Consider the following 19,096-nt stretch of genomic DNA (forward strand, 5'->3'; position numbering starts at 1 on the left):
AGTTATTCTTCTCCCCAAAGTTTTGTAAATCCACTATTGTTACCAAGTAAAAAATCAAGAAACTCTTTAGTCGTATCAGAATTATCAGGAAAAATGGTCAACAGTTCTACATACTTCCCTGTCGCTTGTAGATCACCTATTGCGGTTGTAATGTAGTGTGGATACATCCGATGCCAAATGCGACCAATTTGTGTAGGAAGACCTTGCCGAGCTATTCTACCTGTTAAATCTGTTTCTTTAATTGACTTAGTTCCTATATAGAAACTATGAAACCATCTAACCGCTTTACTATCTTGCTGATTTATAGCAATTCGACCCCACACTTGAACCTTTTTAGGATGCCATGCTTCACGCCAATCACTGGTTGTATTACTCTGAGTTTTCTTCTTTAATTTAAGCCAGGGAAGTAAAATATTATTGCGAAGATTATTTAGGAAAGTTGTAATGTCACTCAGGTCATTGACGGGAACGTATAAACGCTTGGATTTTATAGTAAACTGCCAGTGACACCCTATCATGGGGTTGTCATTACCATCTAGGTAATGCTCGAAGAAAAGCTTATGGTCAACTCGTCGCCAAGATTTACCAAAGCCACCAATAAGTAGGGAAAACTTTACCAGTTGAGTTGCCAATGAACGCAAATAGTTTCTCTGTTTATCTGGAACTCTTTGCATACAGAGAAGATTGAGAGTACCATTTATTAATTCATAGGTTGGCATTGAATTATTTCTGAATTCATAGCTACCTATATCTAGATTGTCAGGAGTAAAAGTAAATGCAATACCAAAAAGTCCCACAGTAGAACCTTTTGCATCACCTTCCCCTTTAATACCTCCCCATAGTTGTTTTGTTAATTCCTCAGCCGTCTTTTGATCGGTTACACCACTAAAGAGACGTAAAGTATGACCCCGCAGCGCGGCTTTAAACATATTTGGGCGAAATTCCCCTTTAGGGCGATCGCCTATTTTATTAGGTAATAGAGATGCCAAACCTTGACCTTGAAGATAAACACTCAGTAAATTACTTTCACCGTGATTTTTAGTAGTTTGACCATAGCCAGCACTAGTTCTAGAACCGATACCACGCTCCATCGCTCTTTTCCAAATATTCCAAATAGTATCCCATTCATCTTTACTCAGTTCTACAATGCTGGAAATGCCAAATACTAATATGGGTTGATACAAAGATATCTGAATAAAAGCGCTGTGCTTGCTATTATCTTTAACTTGCCAATCTTCCTGAGGGTGAACAACATCCACTAGTGGCTTTTGAGTCCAGTTATTCCAATCTTTAGGATACCCGCCGTGGAAGCGCAAAATGCCTGGTTGAGTAACATTTTTAGATAGTTTTCCACCACAATACTTAAGGGCTTCTTCTTCAGTACAAGCTCTCAAAAATGCTCCTTTCATACTAGCACCAGGGTAAAAAGGAAAACCCTTTGCACCAATAATAGGTCGAATGACTCCCTCATCTTGTCCACTATTAGAAACAACTCGCCAGGTGATTTTGTACTTATCAGTTTTTACATTGGGGTCAAATTGAGGCACTTGTTGGCTAGAAGTACCTTTAATCCATTGGTCAACCCATTGATAAGCCTTATCTGAATCTCCGATATACTGAATTTGCCCCCGCCCCTCTATTTGTGCCTGAAACATTAGGGGAACTCGATCACTCGTCATCTCCACCTCCAGATTTTTTATAACGCTGAGTCCACCAAACGATGCTGTCACATAGTTGAGTTAGGACAGCTAAAGAAACTTTGCGCTGATCTTGAGGGAAACTCCATAGTTTGTCTGCCATATCTTTAATGGCTGGAGTGTTATCTCTGCTAACATCATCGTTAGGGATCTCAATACCAGATCTCGCCATAATATTTACTAGGGCTGTCCAAGTATCTCGCCAATATTGGGATTTTGCCCCCTCTAAGCGTAGCTGTTCTCCCCAGAAACGCTCTAAGCCATATGCTACAGTAATACGCATTTTATAAGCTTGATTAAGTGCCTCTTTTTGGTTGCAGTATTTGATGACTAAATCGTGAGCTTGTTGGTCTAAACTATAAGATTCCCAACTCATACTGATATCCCCTTAAATGTTAACTGGCAGTGTCCAAAACCAATAGATTCAAGTCCTCCCAGATAAATATCTGTAGTTTCATCTCCATTAAATGGTTGCCATTTCTTGTTTTCTTTATCATCCTTGAGAGCAATGGGAAATGCTAAAATAGTTTCTTCTGGCAATGCTTCAGTATTAAAAAACGCCTTGTCAGCCACCTTTTTCTGGTCTTTCTCCAATGCCACTCGACTTTGACGATACAATGCCATATCATGTATCATGGCAATTTCATCGTCTTTTACTACCACTGCTGGCAGTTCTTCTCCTAAAGGAAACCAAGGGGATAAATCAGCAGTATGTTCAATGGTTAAAAAGCCAAAGTTGAAAAATAGCTTTTCTTCCCCGTTTATTCCCAAAGCATTTAATGTTTGTGACTTAGTGTATTCGGCAGGGGGTTTCGCTTTTCTGAGTAACGTATTATCTTCTAACTTAATAAAATCTCCTGCCAGTCTTTGGTAACGTTTGAGTAAGCGAGGACAGCTTACCCAAACAATTGGTTGACCTGGACAGAATACTGGCAACCAGACAATAGAGGCGTATTCAAGTTTGACAAGAGACTCGCTGGTACTGTCTGAAAGTTCTGATTTTGCATCATCACCGTACCATTTGTTTGCCAGAGTTTCTCCTTGTTGGCGACGCATCTCTGCTCGCAAACGACCCCGAATGGAACTGCCAGGTATAATGCCAGTTTGAGTAAATTGGTCGCGGAAAATTAAGTTTAAATTGCCACTTTCTTCTCCCGCTGTTGCTCCCACATGAAGGGGGGCAAGGGTTTTGATAATACCGTAAGCTTTGTTATACATTAGGTAACTCCTTCGATCTTTATTGGTAGACACAGACCGCATCCTACTTTTTTGAGGCTGTATCCTTCATTAGGAAACCATTGCTCATCCCACTCCCACCAAGATTTGTTTAAGGGTTGGTCGAGAACGTAGACGCTACCAGCAGGAACAGCATAGCGTCCCCGTCCCAAACGACCGCGTCCTTTGCCATCTCCTGCACGGTAGCGATAGGGTGAAGGTCGGTCGGTAAGGATATGTGTGGGTTTGGGAAAAGTTGGGTGCTGTGGATAGCGGTAGGAAAAGCGGGTGGAACCCCAAACTCCTGGTGTAATTAAGGCAAAAGTACGCTCAATTTTCTTTTTATGACCCAAAAGTTTTAGTATGGGACTGTCTTCAGGAAGCTCCATACTGCTAATTTCGACTAGATGATTTTCGCCGCCGAAGCGATACCAACCCTCAGGTAGCGCATGTGTTGACAAATAAACTAAACAGGTATCTTTACGCCTTTTATCCAGTTTATGGAAACTCATCTGCACTGAGTTTTCTAGGAACAAGCCGTCTTCTTCTTGGACATGGCGCTCGTCGTCTTTCATCTTGGGATGCAAGATAGGTATGTATTTCCAAGGATCTTTTGCTGCGTCTTTATTATCTCTAATTTCATCTGGCGTATTTTCCCAAGAATTCACCTTTTGCCAGCGATAATCTGGCTTAAATTCTTCAGTTTCAGGAGAACGATACCATTTACTATCTTTAATACTCCATTCATCTAACTTTTTGACCTCTTCAGTGATAATCTTGCTCCAGGGAATAGGTATATAAAAGTATTCTGGATCATCGCATTCTGCCCAAAATGGACCAGCGACATAAAGATTTTCTCTCAGTTTTTCATGCTCTATGAATCGCTTGACTTTATTAGCACTAAAAAACAATCCAGATAGGGTGGCAGCATCCGGAGGAAATTTTGCACCAGAACGTCCCACAAGGTTCTCTGGTGAAAGGAAGGCTCCTGCACTACCATACATGAAACCTAAAGGATTGATAATAATTAAGTATTGGAACATAGCTGCCAACCTACATTAATTAAGTCATTAATCCAACGAATGAGTTGCTTGGGTAGATCTTTAGAAGAGTATTTTCCAACAATGTATTCGCAGTTATCCTCTAAATATGCTTTGTCATTAAAGTAAATATTAAAGAGAGCCAAAGCTAGCCTTTCGTCTACATCTTCATCGGTATCAAAGTTGATAGCATGACGAGCTTTGAGTTGCGCTAAGTCATTATAAACATGACTCCAGTTTGGCTTCTGATTTGGATCTCTACCACTGCACTCCCATTTTGCGTAGGTTTTACCATCGCGATCGCAATATTTTTTCACTATATGCAAATAGTTCCAAGGACAAGTCCATTGTAAGTATTGTCCGCTATTAAATACTACTCTAATTGTTACTCTGTTCCGATCTAACAATTTTGACCGTTTCTCCGCGTCTCGGCAATGCTGAAGCACATCCCGTTGGGGAACACTACCAGCTACCCAGACACAACCAACACTTAGGGTAATATCCTGCTTATGCTTTTCCCATTGCTTTGGCAAAGTCATTAACCATTCAAATGCGGTTAAAGGTGAAATGGGTTTTGCAGGATTATTGCTGTAAATAACACCGAGAAAATCATCACCGCCAGCATAAATGACTCGTCCTTTATCCTTGGGGAAGTTATCAGAAAAATCTTTTCCCCAACTCCGCATGGCGTGAGTAAAGTTTTTAATACCTTCATCCCCTTGTGTCTGGGCAACTTCTTTAAGGTGCTTGCCAACTCTATCCCCATCTCCCATAAACCAACCTGTCCATTGTCCAGGTGTATCTTTGGTTGGTTTGCGTTCAATTTCTCTAAAACCTTCTTCTAAAGGTTCTTGTATACCGATTCTTCCAGCTATTTTTGGTAAAGTAACAAGACGTTTAACTAACTCAGGGATACTTAGTTTTTCATTAAGGGCGATAAATTTACCTTCAGGTTTCGGCTCCTCAGAATTTTCTATAATTCCGGCAAGTTGTTCATAAAATTTTTCCATGTATAGCTTTTCATCACTATACTTTATATATTGAGGATTGCGAGTTTCCGCACCTAATCCAGGCCAAGCGATCGCATCCGTACCCGTGAGGCTAGAACTTTCCCCAATCCAGTTAATTGCTATCCAATCACGAGAAAGTTTAAGGGTTTCTAAATCCTGCATTGCTTCTGGTATAGAATTCCCTTGCCCCCAAAAGATTTCCCAGCTGTAATTAACCCAGTTTCTCCATTCTCTATCCCAGTGGTAGGGACGAAACTCACGCAAATTATCTTCCACCCAAACGCGACAGACATCTAAGACATTTTTCCAGGCTTCTAACAGGGCTTTTCTAGTTTGTTCTTCGCTAAATTCCCCATTAAGAAGAATGCGGTTAGGCATACCCTTTTCTACCTCAATAAGTCCTGGAGAAATAACTTCAACTTTAGATTTAAGGGCAGCTTCAACTAGTTCTCTACTAAGATGAGAGAGAAGCTGCGATGCTCCATATAAATCTCTAAGTTTACGGGATTTCTCGATAAACCCTTGGACTGGTGAAAAAGTAATAGCTGTGTATTTAGGCATAGTCACTGTATATTAAGGGTTTACTGAGTAGAATAATTTTTGATAATTAAGTATTTTTACTGAGTAGGCTTATAGTCAGATATTCGTTAGTTTAGACTTGCTTTCCGGATCTTTCTAGAGAAAAAACATATCAGTAGTCTTGTATGTGTTTTACACAAAAAGATTGTCTCTATGCGAAACGGCATCCCAGCGCTAACTTGAAACCTGTTGCATAGAGATAAATATGCTACAAGTTATGGTATGACATTACAGAAGCAGTTGTTTTTATCTTGCCTTAAAGGACAAGAATGTAAATGAGTTACCATGCGAATGACGAAATTTGGCATTTCAATCACCCATCAACTTTCTCGTTCGCATGAACTTACTAGACTAGAAAGCAGGGTAATTCTAGAATCAAGACATCCTGACACTACCACCGCCTAATGTCCACTCCTCGAATCTGCCACTTCTTAATTGGTGTCCCCGGTAGCGGTAAATCTACCTTTGCCGTACTCCTAGCTACACTAGGTAATTATCGCATCGTCTCTACTGATGAAATTCGTTCATCTTTATATGGCGATGCAGCTATTCAAGGTGAGTGGAGTCAGATAGAAGAAATTGCGCTCGCACAAATAAGAGATGCGATCGCTTGTGGTTATTCCGTCATCTATGATGCTACTAATGCCAAACGTGTGTGGCGAATGGATTTGCTGATGAAGCTGAATTCAAAAGGGGTTGAAGATGAAGTGCAATGGATGGCGTGGCACTTGCAAACCCCTATAGAAACATGCTTTACTTGGAACCAAAACCGAACCAGGATAGTTCCCGACAACATCATTGAGAAGATGTCCAAATCCCTGCAAGACTTCCCACCAATACCAGCAGAAGGATTTGCAGCGGTAAAAGAAATTGATGTCACCTCTCCACAATTTGACATTCAACAAATCCAAACTCAAATCAAACGCCTTTCCCGTAGCGTTATTAACCGCACTAACCGTACCTTACATCGTCATATTACTTTACATTCCTACAGCAAACTGCGAGACTTTGAACGTTTGATGCACCTGATTTCCCTGATTATTCACTATCCGGGAATTGGAAATTTGCAATTTAATAACCCTAGTCTAATCGAAAGTATTTTTGGCACAGTTCCCCAGTTTGCTTGTGCTGTAGAGGAAGTTACCGCTATCATGGGTAAGTTGTGCGGAGGAATATATGCAGATCGAGATGCGATCGCATCTGATTTAAACTGGTTAGAACAAAACGGTTTTATTGGTGTCGGAACTATAGCTTACAATCAAAAGCTAAAAGTCGAAACTCAAACGTCAAAAGAAATTTTACCTTTTACTTGTACGCACGCCTATTCCGACTTAGACACTTTCCAACGCCTAGTGCAGGTAATTCGGTTTATTCTGCATCATCCATTTTTACAAAATTCTGGTTCGGGAAGTCTGAAAACTCTGGTTACTGCTTTGTTAGAAAATGGGATTATTCAGGGTGATGGCTTGGATACTGTGCGCAAGGATATTGAAAAAGTTCTCAAGCCGTATAAAATATTGCCTAACTTTCCGCTACGGGATGGCTACTTTATGGGAACGGCGATTTTGACACAACAAGAACTACTAAAAGTTTTTGACGTTCTCCAGTCGCAGGCAAAAAGTCTCAATGATCCAGTAGCATTAGATATTTATGAGACATTTACCGAGCGGATGACACGGAGTAAATTAGGAGTAAGTAACGTGTATCCGGTGCGAGCGATCGCGAATCGCTGTATGGTTGATCCTGAGTTTCTTCCTCAAGATGCCCTTTCAAATAATTTACAGCAGTTGGAGGAAGCAATAGCCAACAGACAATTATTGGAATTCAATCGCTTTTCTGGCAGTGCTAAATTCACTCTTGATGAGGAAGGGTTCTTTTTAGCATTTCCCTTGCAAATCGTGTTTTGTAACTCGGCTTGGTATTTAGGATTTGAGTGTGAAAGCGGGAAGTATTCAGGGTTGTTTAGATTTGAACGTTTAGATAGACTATTTATTGGTCAACAGCAAAAAAGGGTGCAAAGTAAGGAAGAACAAGAAAAGTCTTTGCATAAGTTGCAGAAACTTTTTACAGCAAGTACGGGAATTTTTTTAGGTTATAATACTAGTGACCAGCGTCAGTTTCTCAGCAAGGATAAACAAGAACGTTCTCAAGTTTGTATGACAGTTGAACTGTGGTTCAATGATACCATGTTCAAATTTATTAGTGAGGGTACGAAAAGATTTCCACCGAATCAGATGAAGATGTCTCCGCCTGTGCAAAGTACTCTGTTCAGAACTCCCAAAAAGATTTTTTGTTTATCTAGGACAGAGGATAAGCAGTTTGGTAATCGCTTTCAGGTAATATTACCTAAATGGTCATTAGGTGATGTGGAATTTCTGCGGTGGATTGTTGGTTTTGGAGGAAATGTCAAAGTAGTGCAACCTTTTGAGTTAATAGAGAAAGTTAAGAGAATTGGTAAGGATATTGTAGATGTTTATGGGGAGTAAAAAGTAAAAACAATTGAGTCTATAAGATAAAATTATACAGAAAATTCACTGCTATAATAGTTTACTCTATACTGAACAAACATGACTATTGACGACAACGATTTCTACTGGGAATCTCAACCAGAAAGTCGCCAAATAGAATTATTCACTGGCAGATTGGAACTACGCCGCTTATTTGCAGCATACCTCAATGATAGTGAATTTATACCAACCATTTTGTACTTTTATGGAGATGGAGGAAATGGTAAGTCTTTATTACTAAAATTCTTGCAAGAGAAATGTTGTCAGCGCTTTAATGCACCTACTTGGACTAAATTAAAATCTCACCCCGATGATATTGTGATTGAAATCCAGAAAGCGAATGACTGGAATAGTGTGCCAGTTCCTTCCGTACTTTTGGATTTCGGACAACAACCAAGAGGAGAAAACCAACCGCAGGATCAGTTTTATGGGTTACTGATGTTGCGACGCGATATAGCAACATCAGCGTCAAAATCGGGCTACAGATTACAATTTCCCCTCTATGACTTTGCCTGCTTTTGGTATTTGTACAGAAAAGGTAATTCACGGGAAGAAATTCAAAAACTTTTTCCCTCGGAAGAAGTAGAATTAATCAGCACTTTGTTCGATGCTGTTAGTCAAAGTATTTGGGGAAGCTTAGTGCGACTTGTAGTGCAAAGTCTGGCGAAGCATCTGAGTGATTCATTGATGATTGCTTGGAATAAACGAGGATTGGACGAACAGTGGTTCCAGCAACTGCAGAGCATGGCGTTAGACACTGAGTTAATTGATGAATTACCCCGCTGGTTTGCCCAAGATTTGAATATAGCAATGAAAGGGGAGAATGCACCAGAACGAATCGTGCTGTTTTTCGACACTCACGAGGCATTTTGGGGTTCTCAGCATTCTCTACCAGAGGAAAAATTTTTCTACCAAGATGAATGGCTGCGACGTTTACTTAGAGCGTTAGATTTACAATTAGGAATTGTAGTGGTGGTGGCGGGGCGAGAAGAACCCCGCTGGGATGAAGCACCAAAGTTTCCTATTGCTCAGAAATACCTTGATAAGCAACTTGTTAGGGAACTAACTACTGCTGAAGCAAGTGTATATTTGCATAATGCTGGAATTAGCGATGTGGCTCTAGCAGAATCTTTAATTAATTATGCTAGCGTGGAGAGCGATCGCGTGCATCCATTTTACCTGGGCTTGTGTGTCGATGTAATGTTAGCTGCGGCAAAGCACAATATAACCATTAATGCTGCGGACTTTGCCAGTATTCCAGAAACTGCCAACAAGTCTAGAGAATTAATTGATCGTTTGTTGCGGTATGTTGATGCTGATACAAGAGAAGCAGTTCACGCTTTGAGTGCTTGTCGCACTTTTGATCTACAGCTTTTCCTGAAACTTGGTCAAACTCTCTACTTCCATGCTACCGCACCAGTGTTTCGCATTCTCATCCGCTTTTCTTTCGTGTGGCAAGACAAACAGCGGGGAGAAAATTGGTATAGCATTCACAATTTACTCCGCCGTTTGGACTATGAAAGGGGCAATCTTACCACTTGTAACGCCCATAGAGTGTTAGCTCAGCACTACCGACAACGGCAAGAAATAGCAGAGGCAATTTATCACGCCAATCGTTTAGACTGGGAAGCTGGTGTGAATGAATGGGTGGATGTGATGGAAACTGCCTTACGTTTGAGTCAGTACCATCTATGCCGTCAGTTGCTAGAGGTGAGAAATGAATTAATTATTGGTAGTGACTTTCATTTAGGTAAGGTGGCAGAAGTAGAAGGTCATTATTTTGGACGTTTGGCGCGATATGATGAGGCATTGCAACAATGTCAAAGTGCAGTTGCTGCTTTTAACCGCAGTCTACAAATGTCTCCTGATTGCGTTGATTCGTATAAGGAAAAGGTAATTGCACTAGCGCGGTTGGGTCAATTATATTCTAGGTTATGTGAATATCAGGCGGCGTTGGAGAGTTACAACCAAGCTTTAGATACTTCAAATGCAGCTTTGAGCTTGGCTGTTGATGATTTCTTGATACACAAGTATCGGGGGATAACTTTGAAAAGACTAGGGGAGTTGCAAAGCAAATTGTCTCAACACTATCAAGCGTTGCAAAGTTATCAGCAAGCACTTGCAGTTTATGAGGAAGCTTTACGTCTGTGTCCTGATGATACCAATGTTCTCAACAACAAGGTAAACACCAGTCTTAGTTTGGCAGAGCTACTGTTTTCGCTTCGTCAATATCAGGAGGCTTGGCAAAGTTACCAGCAAGCACTGGCAGTATCACAACAAGTTTTGTTAATCGATTCTAACTCTGTTTATGCCCATCACAATCAAGGCAAAGCCAAAAAAGGACTAGCTGAATTGCACTTGGCTTTATTCCAGTACGATGATGCTTACTCAAGTTACCAGGATGCGCTTTCAGCTTTTGACCAAGCTCTTTGTTTAGCGCCAAACTATATATATGCTTATAATGATAAGGGCAGGACACTGCACAGTCTGGGTGATTGGCAATTTTTGCAATCTCAAGTGGATTTGGCTAGAGAGAGTTACGAAAGTGCGATCGCACTTTACAACCAAGCATTGCACCTTGCCCCTGATTCTATCGATGCTCACTACAATCAAGGACTGGTACTTAAAAAGTTAGGTGATTTATACGCCAGTTTATCTCAAATTCAGGATGCATTATTGAGGTGGATTGCTGCTGATAAGGCGTTTTCTCGCTGTCTAGAAATTGCTCCTGCTTCCATTGATGCTCTACGAGAGAGAGAATATCTCAAAGAACTTTTGGGATAGTAAATTTAATCAGTAAAAAATCTCCAGCTACAGAAACTTGCTAGCTGGAGATGAATGAGAGAAGTTATTAAAATGCAGACGTTTCCATTAATTCGACTTCTAATGAAGTCATAAGCTAAAAGCGTCATTCATCAGGCTTACGCTTGGTTTGGTTGTCAAAAAATATCAGAAATTTGACATTTTTGACTTGCTGTCGTAAGACTGACAAATAAGCAACCGCATCATCACGACGACGAAATCGTGCCACAACAATTCTCTCTTTGTTGTCCAAAGTGCGAATAATGCACCACGGGTGCAATTGCTTACAGTAAGTCAATTTAGCCTCCTTACAAGCGTTACTGATTAATTTTGTAATGCGCTTTGAAATTGCCTATCATTACCTTAGTTGAGGAGGCATTTATAAAGACAGGTCTAGTAGATATTGACAATTTAATATTTTTGTGTTTATACCATTTCACGTTAATCGTGATACATTTAAACCCTGTAGAGACGCGAAATTTCGCGTCTCTACACCGTCTGTATTTGTATCAAATTTTTTGTGAAATGGTATTACTCAGAATTACCTTGACACAGCAAGCGCCAAAGCTGTTCGGGTATTTCCTCAAAATGCTCTAACAAAAAATCCATCAATGCTAGGTGGCGTAAATCATTACGGGTGGGATATCGTTTGTTACTACTTGTTTTAAACCAGCCCTTTACTGTAGAATCAGAACGAGAACAAATAAAGGCAATTTGTTCATAACTGACAGCCCATTTTGCATAGAATAGTTGTGGTGTCATGCCGAATTCCCAATTACTATAGAGTGAGATTAGGTGTAGTTCTCGCGTTTGTAAAGGACGAGGATTAGGCATAATCAAACCTCTCTAAATCATTAACTCACGCTGTGTTCATCCGAATGATTCTTTCTCATTCCTTGTTTTAGACAAGGAACGAGAAAGGAAGTTTGTTAATGAGAATCTAAATTTGTCACTAAGATGTTTTGTACCTCCACATAATGCCAATAGAACCTTTTAGACATAGAAGCTGAAGAACCCCAAGTATCACAGTCAAAATGTTTATAACGATGAGTTCTTAAACTTCTATAGGCAGGTCCAGATTTTGATAAAATCTGGAAAGCTTTGTCGTATTGCTTACGGTCTTTAGGTGATAGAGAGTCAAGTTGTTGTTTGACTTTTGGCGTAAAGATGAGATGGAACTTAAAAAATTGAGGCTGCATTCAACAGTTCCTTACCATCCGATAGAGCAAGACAAACCCCACCCCAACCGAAGCGTGGAATTTCTAATTAGGTGGTGGCGAGCGCCCGCAAGGACGCTGCCTGCGCAATTGCACTTTTTCAGGTGCAGTCATTTTGGTATACTTAATAGGGTGAAAATGCCAATTTGATTAGATGATAAACGCTGCGTCATCCACTACAAACTCAGGCTGCATCCCTATCACCACGACTTTGCACCGACAGTGAGCAGATAAGGGATAAAATCGAATTTGGTCTTGTCGTTTGTTTAGCAGCTTGAGTAAACGTTTTGAGAGATGTTCGTATTGTTTATCGTCTAGCACGCACTCAAAGACTGACTTTTGCACTCGCAAGCCGTAAGCTTCTAGTAATTTAGAAATTTTGTAGCGGCGGCGATCGCTTACAATGTCATAGCAAATGAGATAGAACATTACCGCTTTACTAGCATTAGTTGTTCTGTTTTCTGCTTATCGGTGGTATGAACTACTAGTGAAGGCGTATTCAGTGGTAAAAGCATTGGACGGTAGAATTTAACATCAGAGTGCAAGCAAGCAATATACTCCTGCACTTGCAATTCTAAAGCGCGGCGATAACTTACCTTTCCCGCGTATGGATGAATGATCTGTGTGTCTAACTTCTCCTCCCAATGTTTGAGAAAAATCTTCAGTACTTTTGGGTATAAATATCCTCCTGAGATGGTATCTGGTAAAGTAAAATCATTAGGAGTCAAAGTTTGAGAAATTACCAAATTTGCTACTAATTCATCCACCAATGGGGAACGAAATTCTGCCATAAAATCACATACCATAGGTGAATTATGGGTGCAGAAATGGTCGAGATGGCTAAAATCAGTATGCAATCCAAATTGCAGCATTGTATTATAAATAGTTTGACCCAAAAGGGTATAACCTAAGTTCATTAAGGTGTTAATTGAGTCAGTAGGTGATTGCTGTCTACGCTGCTGAAAGTCGAATTCTTTAGGCAGAAAAGAACCCAATGCAGGGTAATATAAAGTTGCTGCCATGATTTCGTACTCCCGCAGTTCTGCAACAGAAGTCGCCATTGATAAATCGTCTATCAACAGCTTCATCACGTCCAGTGCGGTTTGTAGCGAAATCATACTAAAAACGCTTTTAGCCACCACTGCAGCATATTTTGAAGTCAACTGCTGGAGAACAATGCAGGAGTTGTGCAGCTTTGCCCGGATCATACTCTGGGCAGTGGCGAAGGTAAATTCATCGTCAAAGTGGCGTTTGAATTGTTTGGGCTGGCGTTTTGAGAGGTGGTAATAGCACCCCATGTATTCGCCATTTTTATCTAACATCAAGATAGGGATGCGGCGAAATATTGCTAAAGAGCTAACTTCGCGCTCAATATGTGACGAACCAAATAAGATAATCTGCTTGACCTGATTAACTGGTAGTTGGTAATCTAGTTTGTGTTGGTGGAAGACAAGTAATTGATGGTTTTTGATTTGCAGATGTGAATCCGGTTCTGTTACGTATATTGTGGTCATATTTTCACCTACGAGAAGTAAGTCAAAAGTCAAAAGAAGTTAAATTTCATTCTTTTAACTTTTTACTTTTGACTTGATACTTTTATGTTCTCAAGCTGGTATATGAGTTCTTATATGCGTACAAGATAGGTGTATATGACTTTGTATATGACTTAAATTTCTTCTACTCTTTCCTTGAACTTACTCAAGAGGCGGAACTGATATCGCTGGTATAAAAGGCGATCGCCTTATAAAAAATTATACTTAGTTGCTTTTCAAGATAGAACTGTCGGGTTTACACTAGCACCGCTTCGCGAAAGTCAAAAGTCAAAAGTCAAAAGTCAAAAGTCAAAAGTCTTATATTTTCAGCTTTTGCGGCATTTTGAATGGTAGTTTTATTTCCGCCATGATGTACTAGTCAACTGTCGGGCAGACATTCGGAAATTGTTGGGTTAACAATAGCCAACTGTTAAGTTAACACTAAACAACTGTCGGGTTGACAATAGCTAACTGTCAAACAAACATTTGGGAATGTTGGGTTTACAATAGTCAGCTACCGGGTTAACAATAGCTAACTATTGAGTTTACACCTGGTAACTATAGGGTTTACACCTGGCAATTGTCGGGCAGACATTCAGGAATTATTGGGTTAACAATAGCTAACTGTTAGGTTAACACTAAACAACTGTCAGGTTGACAATAGCTAACTGTCAAACAAAGATTTGGGAATGTTGGGTTGACAATAGCTAACTATTGAGTTTACATTAGGCAATTATCGGGTTTACAATAGCTAACTATTGAGTTTACATTAGGCAACTGTCGGGTTTACAATAGCTAACTATTGAGTTTACATTAGGCAATTATCGGGTTTACACTAGGCAATTGTCGGGTTAACAATAGCCTGCTGTTAGAGTTGACATGTAACTTAAGTAAAAAGTGGCAGTTTTAAAACCATAAAGTGGCAGCAGTTGTAACTTAAAGTAAAAAGTGGCAGTTTTAAAACCATAAAGTGGCAGTAGTCAAAAACCTAAGATGGAAGTGTATTTGAGAGATTTTAATGCGTTCCCCGAAGGGGTTGTCGTTCGCGCAGCGTCTCCGAAGGAGAAGACATCGCTTGTAAATCAAGTACAACGGGAAAATAAGCGTTCTAGCTCTCCAGGCTCTGCCATTTTATTCTTTAATTTCTGCCATCTTATCTTTTAAGTAACATAGTTGTGCAAATTTATCCTTCTCGCCTGTGCAAATTTATGGGTAAAGTAACATAACTTTTCATCGAAGAGTACCGAAAAAGTTTCCATTAATTCAACTTCCGAAGAAGTTTAAAGTGTCCCTGATAAACCGACCCCCAAAAGGGTTCGGTTGAACGTTTCCATTAATTCAACTTCCGAAGAAGTTTAAAGCTTCATTGGTCTTTACGGTTATTTTTGGGCCAACAAAGTTTCCATTAATTCAACTTCCGAAGAAGTTTAAAGAGTATAGACCCATTAGTTACGCAAGCTGTAAACAAAGTTTCCATTAATTCAACTTCCGAAGAAGTTTAAAGTGTTATGATCCACCTGGTCTTCGTTCTTGTATGTTTGGGTTTCCATTAATTCAACTTCCGAAGAAGTTTAAAGTACGCAAATTGTGCAGGGCTCGCCGCTCCCAAGCAAGTTTCCATTAATTCAACTTCCGAAGAAGTTTAAAGCTGAGCCAGACTCTGGTACCGATCTCGCGAAAGCAATTGTTTCCATTAATTCAACTTCCGAAGAAGTTTAAAGTTGATAATAACTTGATCAACGGACAAACCTCCAAGAGTTTCCATTAATTCAACTTCCGAAGAAGTTTAAAGCTGTCACGGGCAACGTCGTCGGACAAACCTACAACGACGGTTCGTTTCCATTAATTCAACTTCCGAAGAAGTTTAAAGATTTTTACCGGGCACGATCCCGTGCCTGATGGAGACGTTTCCATTAATTCAACTTCCGAAGAAGTTTAAAGGTTCGGTGCTGCTCTATCTGGTTATCATAATGTGCCTGTTCGTTTCCATTAATTCAACTTCCGAAGAAGTTTAAAGCCGGCTTCGGAAGCCGTAAAACCTCCCGCGACCAAAAGTTTCCATTAATTCAACTTCCGAAGAAGTTTAAAGAGAGACAAATAAGAAGAGATACACATTTGTGTGACCGAGTTTCCATTAATTCAACTTCCGAAGAAGTTTAAAGAGCGTTAGCCAAGTAAGAGCATGCTTGGGGTTTGACACAAGCAAGTTTCCATTAATTCAACTTCCGAAGAAGTTTAAAGTCTTTGACAATTGTTTCTCGCTCTGTTCCTTATAGAACGTTTCCATTAATTCAACTTCCGAAGAAGTTTAAAGTGTTTCTGATCCTTGCCATCTCGCGCAGGATCCATGTCACGTTTCCATTAATTCAACTTCCGAAGAAGTTTAAAGTTTCCATGACTATTCTTTCCGATCCCGGTTTTATTGTTTCCATTAATTCAACTTCCGAAGAAGTTTAAAGTTGACGCTTTCCATTCGGTTATTGACGTTAACAAGCTAGTTTCCATTAATTCAACTTCCGAAGAAGTTTAAAGAATTATGATGAGTTGATCGAGGATGTAAAAGACTACTTGTTTCCATTAATTCAACTTCCGAAGAAGTTTAAAGTTTAATAGTCACTTTAATGAAAGGGCCAGACGGTCAAGTTTCCATTAATTCAACTTCCGAAGAAGTTTAAAGGATAAACTTGCCTACATCTATTGTGTAGGCTTCTATAAAAGTTTCCATTAATTCAACTTCCGAAGAAGTTTAAAGGAGGCACGTCGGGATCTCCTGACAAGGAGGCTGAGTTTCCATTAATTCAACTTCCGAAGAAGTTTAAAGTACTACAACAAGTACTGTTACTTGAATCATAAATTTGCATTTTTGCAATTTTATGCTTCCACTAAGGTTGTGCAATTTTATGATTCCATATAGGCTAGAAAGTATAAGTGTTGAGAACCATATTAAATATTATACACGTTCTCGTTGAGATTGATAACGGTATAGTTTGTAACGTGTAGTTATTTGACGGCACAAATCGGGAAAGTGTCGGTATAGTTCGGTTTTATGATAAGAAATAGCGGCAGCAACTTCCATAACAGACTTCGGTGGTTCTTCAATTAGTGCGTTTTCTAACAACTGTTGTACTGTATTTAAAGTAAATGGGCGGTTAGTTTTTCTCTGTTGCTGACAAAGTGGTAGCTCTTTCAAAGCTTGCGGCTCCAGTACTTTAACATTACCAGTTAAAATATCAATTAAAGGAATTGATAGTCGATAGCATACACGTAAAAGTAGATTCAGAGATGGAAGCGTGCGACCCTGACGCCAATCTAAAGGTACCGTGGGGCTTAAAAACATTTGTTCAGCAAAATAAGAAGCATTCCCACGTCCATAAGTTTGAATACAGAAGTCGATAGCATTAGCTAATTTATCTAGGCAAGGTAATTGTATTAGGTAAGGAGCATTGGCTAAAATACTTCCAATTTGCTGATTAATAAAATTTTGCCACTCCCAATCATCTAATTTTATATTTATATTATTGTTAACACGACAATTGTTACCTAGCCAGTAGTGACATCGACAACAAAAACCGACTTTGGAATTCCAAGATAACTCATAAATCATTTCTCCACAATTAGGACATAAATTTAATAATATTTGCTTGTGTCGCGAACATGTTGTAATTGCCGAGATACACCAGAGGAGTGGGTCATGAACAATCTGAGTATTTTTATTCCATTCTTCGTAGCATAAAGGACACCATGCTTTATGTGGGCGGAGTAAATTTTTTGTTGATAAAACAGATGACCAAGTTATCAACGTTAAAAATCTTAAAGATGGCTGCTGAGTTAGTTTTTGTAAAACTGACATCGGTTCAGTTGCCATCATCCCGGTTCCGTTCCAGGCACCAGTTTGACTAAAAAATGTCTGATAATATTTTGTTGATAAACGTTGCTCACGATCGCATTTATTGAGAAAAGGAGCTAATTCTTGAGATAATAGAACACCAGTTGCTACTTGATGAATAGCAGCTAAACGTGTTATGTAACTACTCAAACTTTCGACCCAAGGAGTTCCTAAACCATATGGCTTTAAGGGATATAAACGGCTACGTTTTGGTAACGATAAACTTTCCCGAAGCCAGCTTTCACTCAAAATATATTCATGATGCATGTTATCCACCCCCTACGGTGTCTCGGTAAGGTTTTCGCTCTCCAGGTTGAGAACGTTTTTTTCTTGCTGCTTCGGTATTATTTACGTTGGAATTTTGAGCCGGTGGGGATTTGGGATTATTGTGATGTCCATTTGGGTTTTTCATTCCGAGCTTTTGACGTAACTTTTCCAGCATTACTTCGTCTTCTACTAGACTTTTTTCACCTTCAATCGCTTCTGTTAACATTTGCATACACTTCGATACAGAAGGCGCATAATAATTTAAATACTCGGATTTTAAAGAAGTAGAATTTTCCGATAATGCTTTTCTATAAGCTTGTGTCAACCAGTCTTTTACTATTCCAACACATCCAATACTGCGCTCATAAAAATACTCCCAATCCTTCTCAAAATCAGGTGTTGATTCCAAAGGCATCGCCAGAGCAAAACTTTTTAGTACTCGTTGAAAATCTGTAATATCTTCACTCGTATGATTTTGATAGCGAGGAAAGTGAATATCTATACTTCTCCGGCTTAATTGCCCGCTTAAATTACGGAATTGTAATAGTTCGTAAGTACCAAAAAGACCGGATCTAGTAGCTGTAAAGCTTGCCATTGATTGAATTGCATCCATTTGGTCTTGTTGCCGCCGTCCAGATGCTATTTTTGTAAAACGTTGAGCTTCATCGACAAGAAAAACGACTAGTTGTCTCAGTTTAATAATCTGCTCTACGTCAGCCCTTAAATCTGCTAATGTTGGTTTTAATTTGACTGTTTTTTGTTGAGCGCCGCTACCATATACTCTGCTGCTTCCCGTTTTAATTTTATAATCTGTGAATGGTTCTCCTAACGCGATTAAAACACTTTTGTAGTAATCTTTCCAATCAAAAGAACCATTATCTGGAGACCTTGCTTCCACAGTTGCAACAGGAATATGAGCGCTATCTAACATCATGTTCGCTTGATTTTGCTCAATTAATACCTTTACCACTTGATGCAATAATGTTGTTTTACCAACACCAGTTGGACCAAATAAAATAATTAAGGATGCTCCACCTGGATTATTCACCGCATCTATAAATTTTTCATATGCTTGTTTTAATCGTCTATGTACAATAGTAAAATTACTGAAGTAGTTCAGTTTTTCAGCATTGGTTGCTGTTAATAGTTCTACAGGAAATTTCGCGGTAGGATACATTACCAAAACTCCTCATAAGGTTTGATCTCTTCAACTAAGTTTTGTTGTTTTTCTGCTGTTTCTGTATTGATAGTCAGTATAAGTAGCTCCCCGGTTTGAGAAAAATACTCATGATTTTGACTTGGATTAATTACAGATAAAATTTCTTTTGCTTCCAGGTCACGCAG

General features: G+C 39.5%; 14 protein-coding genes and 1 CRISPR repeat array. Of the genes, 2 read left to right on the forward strand and 12 right to left on the reverse strand.

Annotated features, from left to right (window positions below; genetic code table 11):
• Positions 1 to 2 precede the first annotated feature (2 nt).
• The 5 genes from ICL16_RS11140 to ICL16_RS11160 are packed head-to-tail and all read right to left on the reverse strand — an operon-like array spanning position 3 to position 5,523.
• Complete coding sequence (locus ICL16_RS11140; protein ID WP_190827362.1) at positions 3 to 1,679, reverse strand: hypothetical protein; 1,677 nt, start codon at positions 1,677 to 1,679, stop codon at positions 3 to 5.
• On the reverse strand, positions 1,669 to 2,073 hold the full coding sequence (locus tag ICL16_RS11145; protein WP_190827364.1) for a hypothetical protein: 405 nt from the start codon (positions 2,071 to 2,073) through the stop codon (positions 1,669 to 1,671). The genes ICL16_RS11140 and ICL16_RS11145 overlap by 11 nt, the downstream gene beginning before the upstream one ends.
• A complete protein-coding gene (locus ICL16_RS11150) occupies positions 2,070 to 2,915 on the reverse strand; it encodes an RAMP superfamily CRISPR-associated protein (RefSeq protein WP_190827366.1) in 846 nt (281 codons plus the stop codon). Before ICL16_RS11150 ends, ICL16_RS11145 begins: the two co-directional genes overlap by 4 nt.
• Positions 2,915 to 3,955 carry a type III-B CRISPR module-associated Cmr3 family protein gene (locus ICL16_RS11155; protein WP_190827368.1) on the reverse strand — a complete coding sequence of 347 codons (1,041 nt, stop codon included), beginning with the start codon at positions 3,953 to 3,955 and terminating at the stop codon, positions 2,915 to 2,917. The genes ICL16_RS11150 and ICL16_RS11155 overlap by 1 nt, the downstream gene beginning before the upstream one ends.
• Complete coding sequence (locus ICL16_RS11160; protein ID WP_190827370.1) at positions 3,940 to 5,523, reverse strand: Cas10/Cmr2 second palm domain-containing protein; 1,584 nt, start codon at positions 5,521 to 5,523, stop codon at positions 3,940 to 3,942. The genes ICL16_RS11155 and ICL16_RS11160 overlap by 16 nt, the downstream gene beginning before the upstream one ends.
• A 422-nt stretch (positions 5,524 to 5,945) precedes the next feature.
• Between ICL16_RS11160 and ICL16_RS11165 the strand changes: the two genes are divergently transcribed.
• On the forward strand, positions 5,946 to 8,027 hold the full coding sequence (locus ICL16_RS11165) for a WYL domain-containing protein (RefSeq protein WP_190827372.1): 2,082 nt from the start codon (positions 5,946 to 5,948) through the stop codon (positions 8,025 to 8,027).
• Between the two features lie 81 nt (positions 8,028 to 8,108).
• Positions 8,109 to 10,832 carry a tetratricopeptide repeat protein gene (locus tag ICL16_RS11170; protein ID WP_190827374.1) on the forward strand — a complete coding sequence of 908 codons (2,724 nt, stop codon included), beginning with the start codon at positions 8,109 to 8,111 and terminating at the stop codon, positions 10,830 to 10,832.
• Positions 10,833 to 10,956: 124 nt separating this feature from the next.
• Here the strand turns inward: ICL16_RS11170 and ICL16_RS11175 are convergent, their stop codons facing one another.
• The 7 genes from ICL16_RS11175 to ICL16_RS11205 all read right to left on the reverse strand — a co-directional run bounded on the left by ICL16_RS11175 (position 10,957) and on the right by ICL16_RS11205 (position 18,929).
• Entirely contained in the window at positions 10,957 to 11,148 is a 192-nt protein-coding gene (locus tag ICL16_RS11175) for a hypothetical protein (protein ID WP_190827376.1), read from the reverse strand.
• A gap of 233 nt (positions 11,149 to 11,381) precedes the next feature.
• Positions 11,382 to 11,684 (reverse strand): hypothetical protein, encoded by a 303-nt coding sequence (locus ICL16_RS11180; protein ID WP_190827378.1) that lies wholly within the window; start codon positions 11,682 to 11,684, stop codon positions 11,382 to 11,384.
• A 95-nt stretch (positions 11,685 to 11,779) separates the two neighbouring features.
• Positions 11,780 to 12,049, reverse strand: a complete 270-nt coding sequence (locus ICL16_RS11185) for a hypothetical protein (protein ID WP_190827380.1) — start codon at positions 12,047 to 12,049, stop codon at positions 11,780 to 11,782.
• Positions 12,050 to 12,217: 168 nt separating this feature from the next.
• Positions 12,218 to 12,496 carry a CRISPR-associated endonuclease Cas2 gene (cas2, locus tag ICL16_RS11190; RefSeq protein ID WP_190827387.1) on the reverse strand — a complete coding sequence of 93 codons (279 nt, stop codon included), beginning with the start codon at positions 12,494 to 12,496 and terminating at the stop codon, positions 12,218 to 12,220.
• Entirely contained in the window at positions 12,496 to 13,581 is a 1,086-nt protein-coding gene (gene cas1, locus ICL16_RS11195) for a CRISPR-associated endonuclease Cas1 (RefSeq protein WP_190827389.1), read from the reverse strand. Before cas1 ends, cas2 begins: the two co-directional genes overlap by 1 nt.
• A gap of 1,269 nt (positions 13,582 to 14,850) precedes the next feature.
• Positions 14,851 to 16,420: a CRISPR direct-repeat array (repeat unit 35 nt; unit sequence GTTTCCATTAATTCAACTTCCGAAGAAGTTTAAAG).
• Positions 16,421 to 16,549: 129 nt separating this feature from the next.
• Entirely contained in the window at positions 16,550 to 17,752 is a 1,203-nt protein-coding gene (locus tag ICL16_RS11200) for a TniQ family protein (protein ID WP_190827391.1), read from the reverse strand.
• Position 17,753: 1 nt separating this feature from the next.
• On the reverse strand, positions 17,754 to 18,929 hold the full coding sequence (locus ICL16_RS11205; RefSeq protein WP_190827393.1) for an ATP-binding protein: 1,176 nt from the start codon (positions 18,927 to 18,929) through the stop codon (positions 17,754 to 17,756).
• Positions 18,930 to 19,096 lie beyond the last annotated feature (167 nt).

Source organism: Iningainema tapete BLCC-T55, from assembly GCF_014698965.1.
In the GTDB taxonomy this organism is placed as follows: domain Bacteria; phylum Cyanobacteriota; class Cyanobacteriia; order Cyanobacteriales; family Nostocaceae; genus Iningainema; species Iningainema tapete.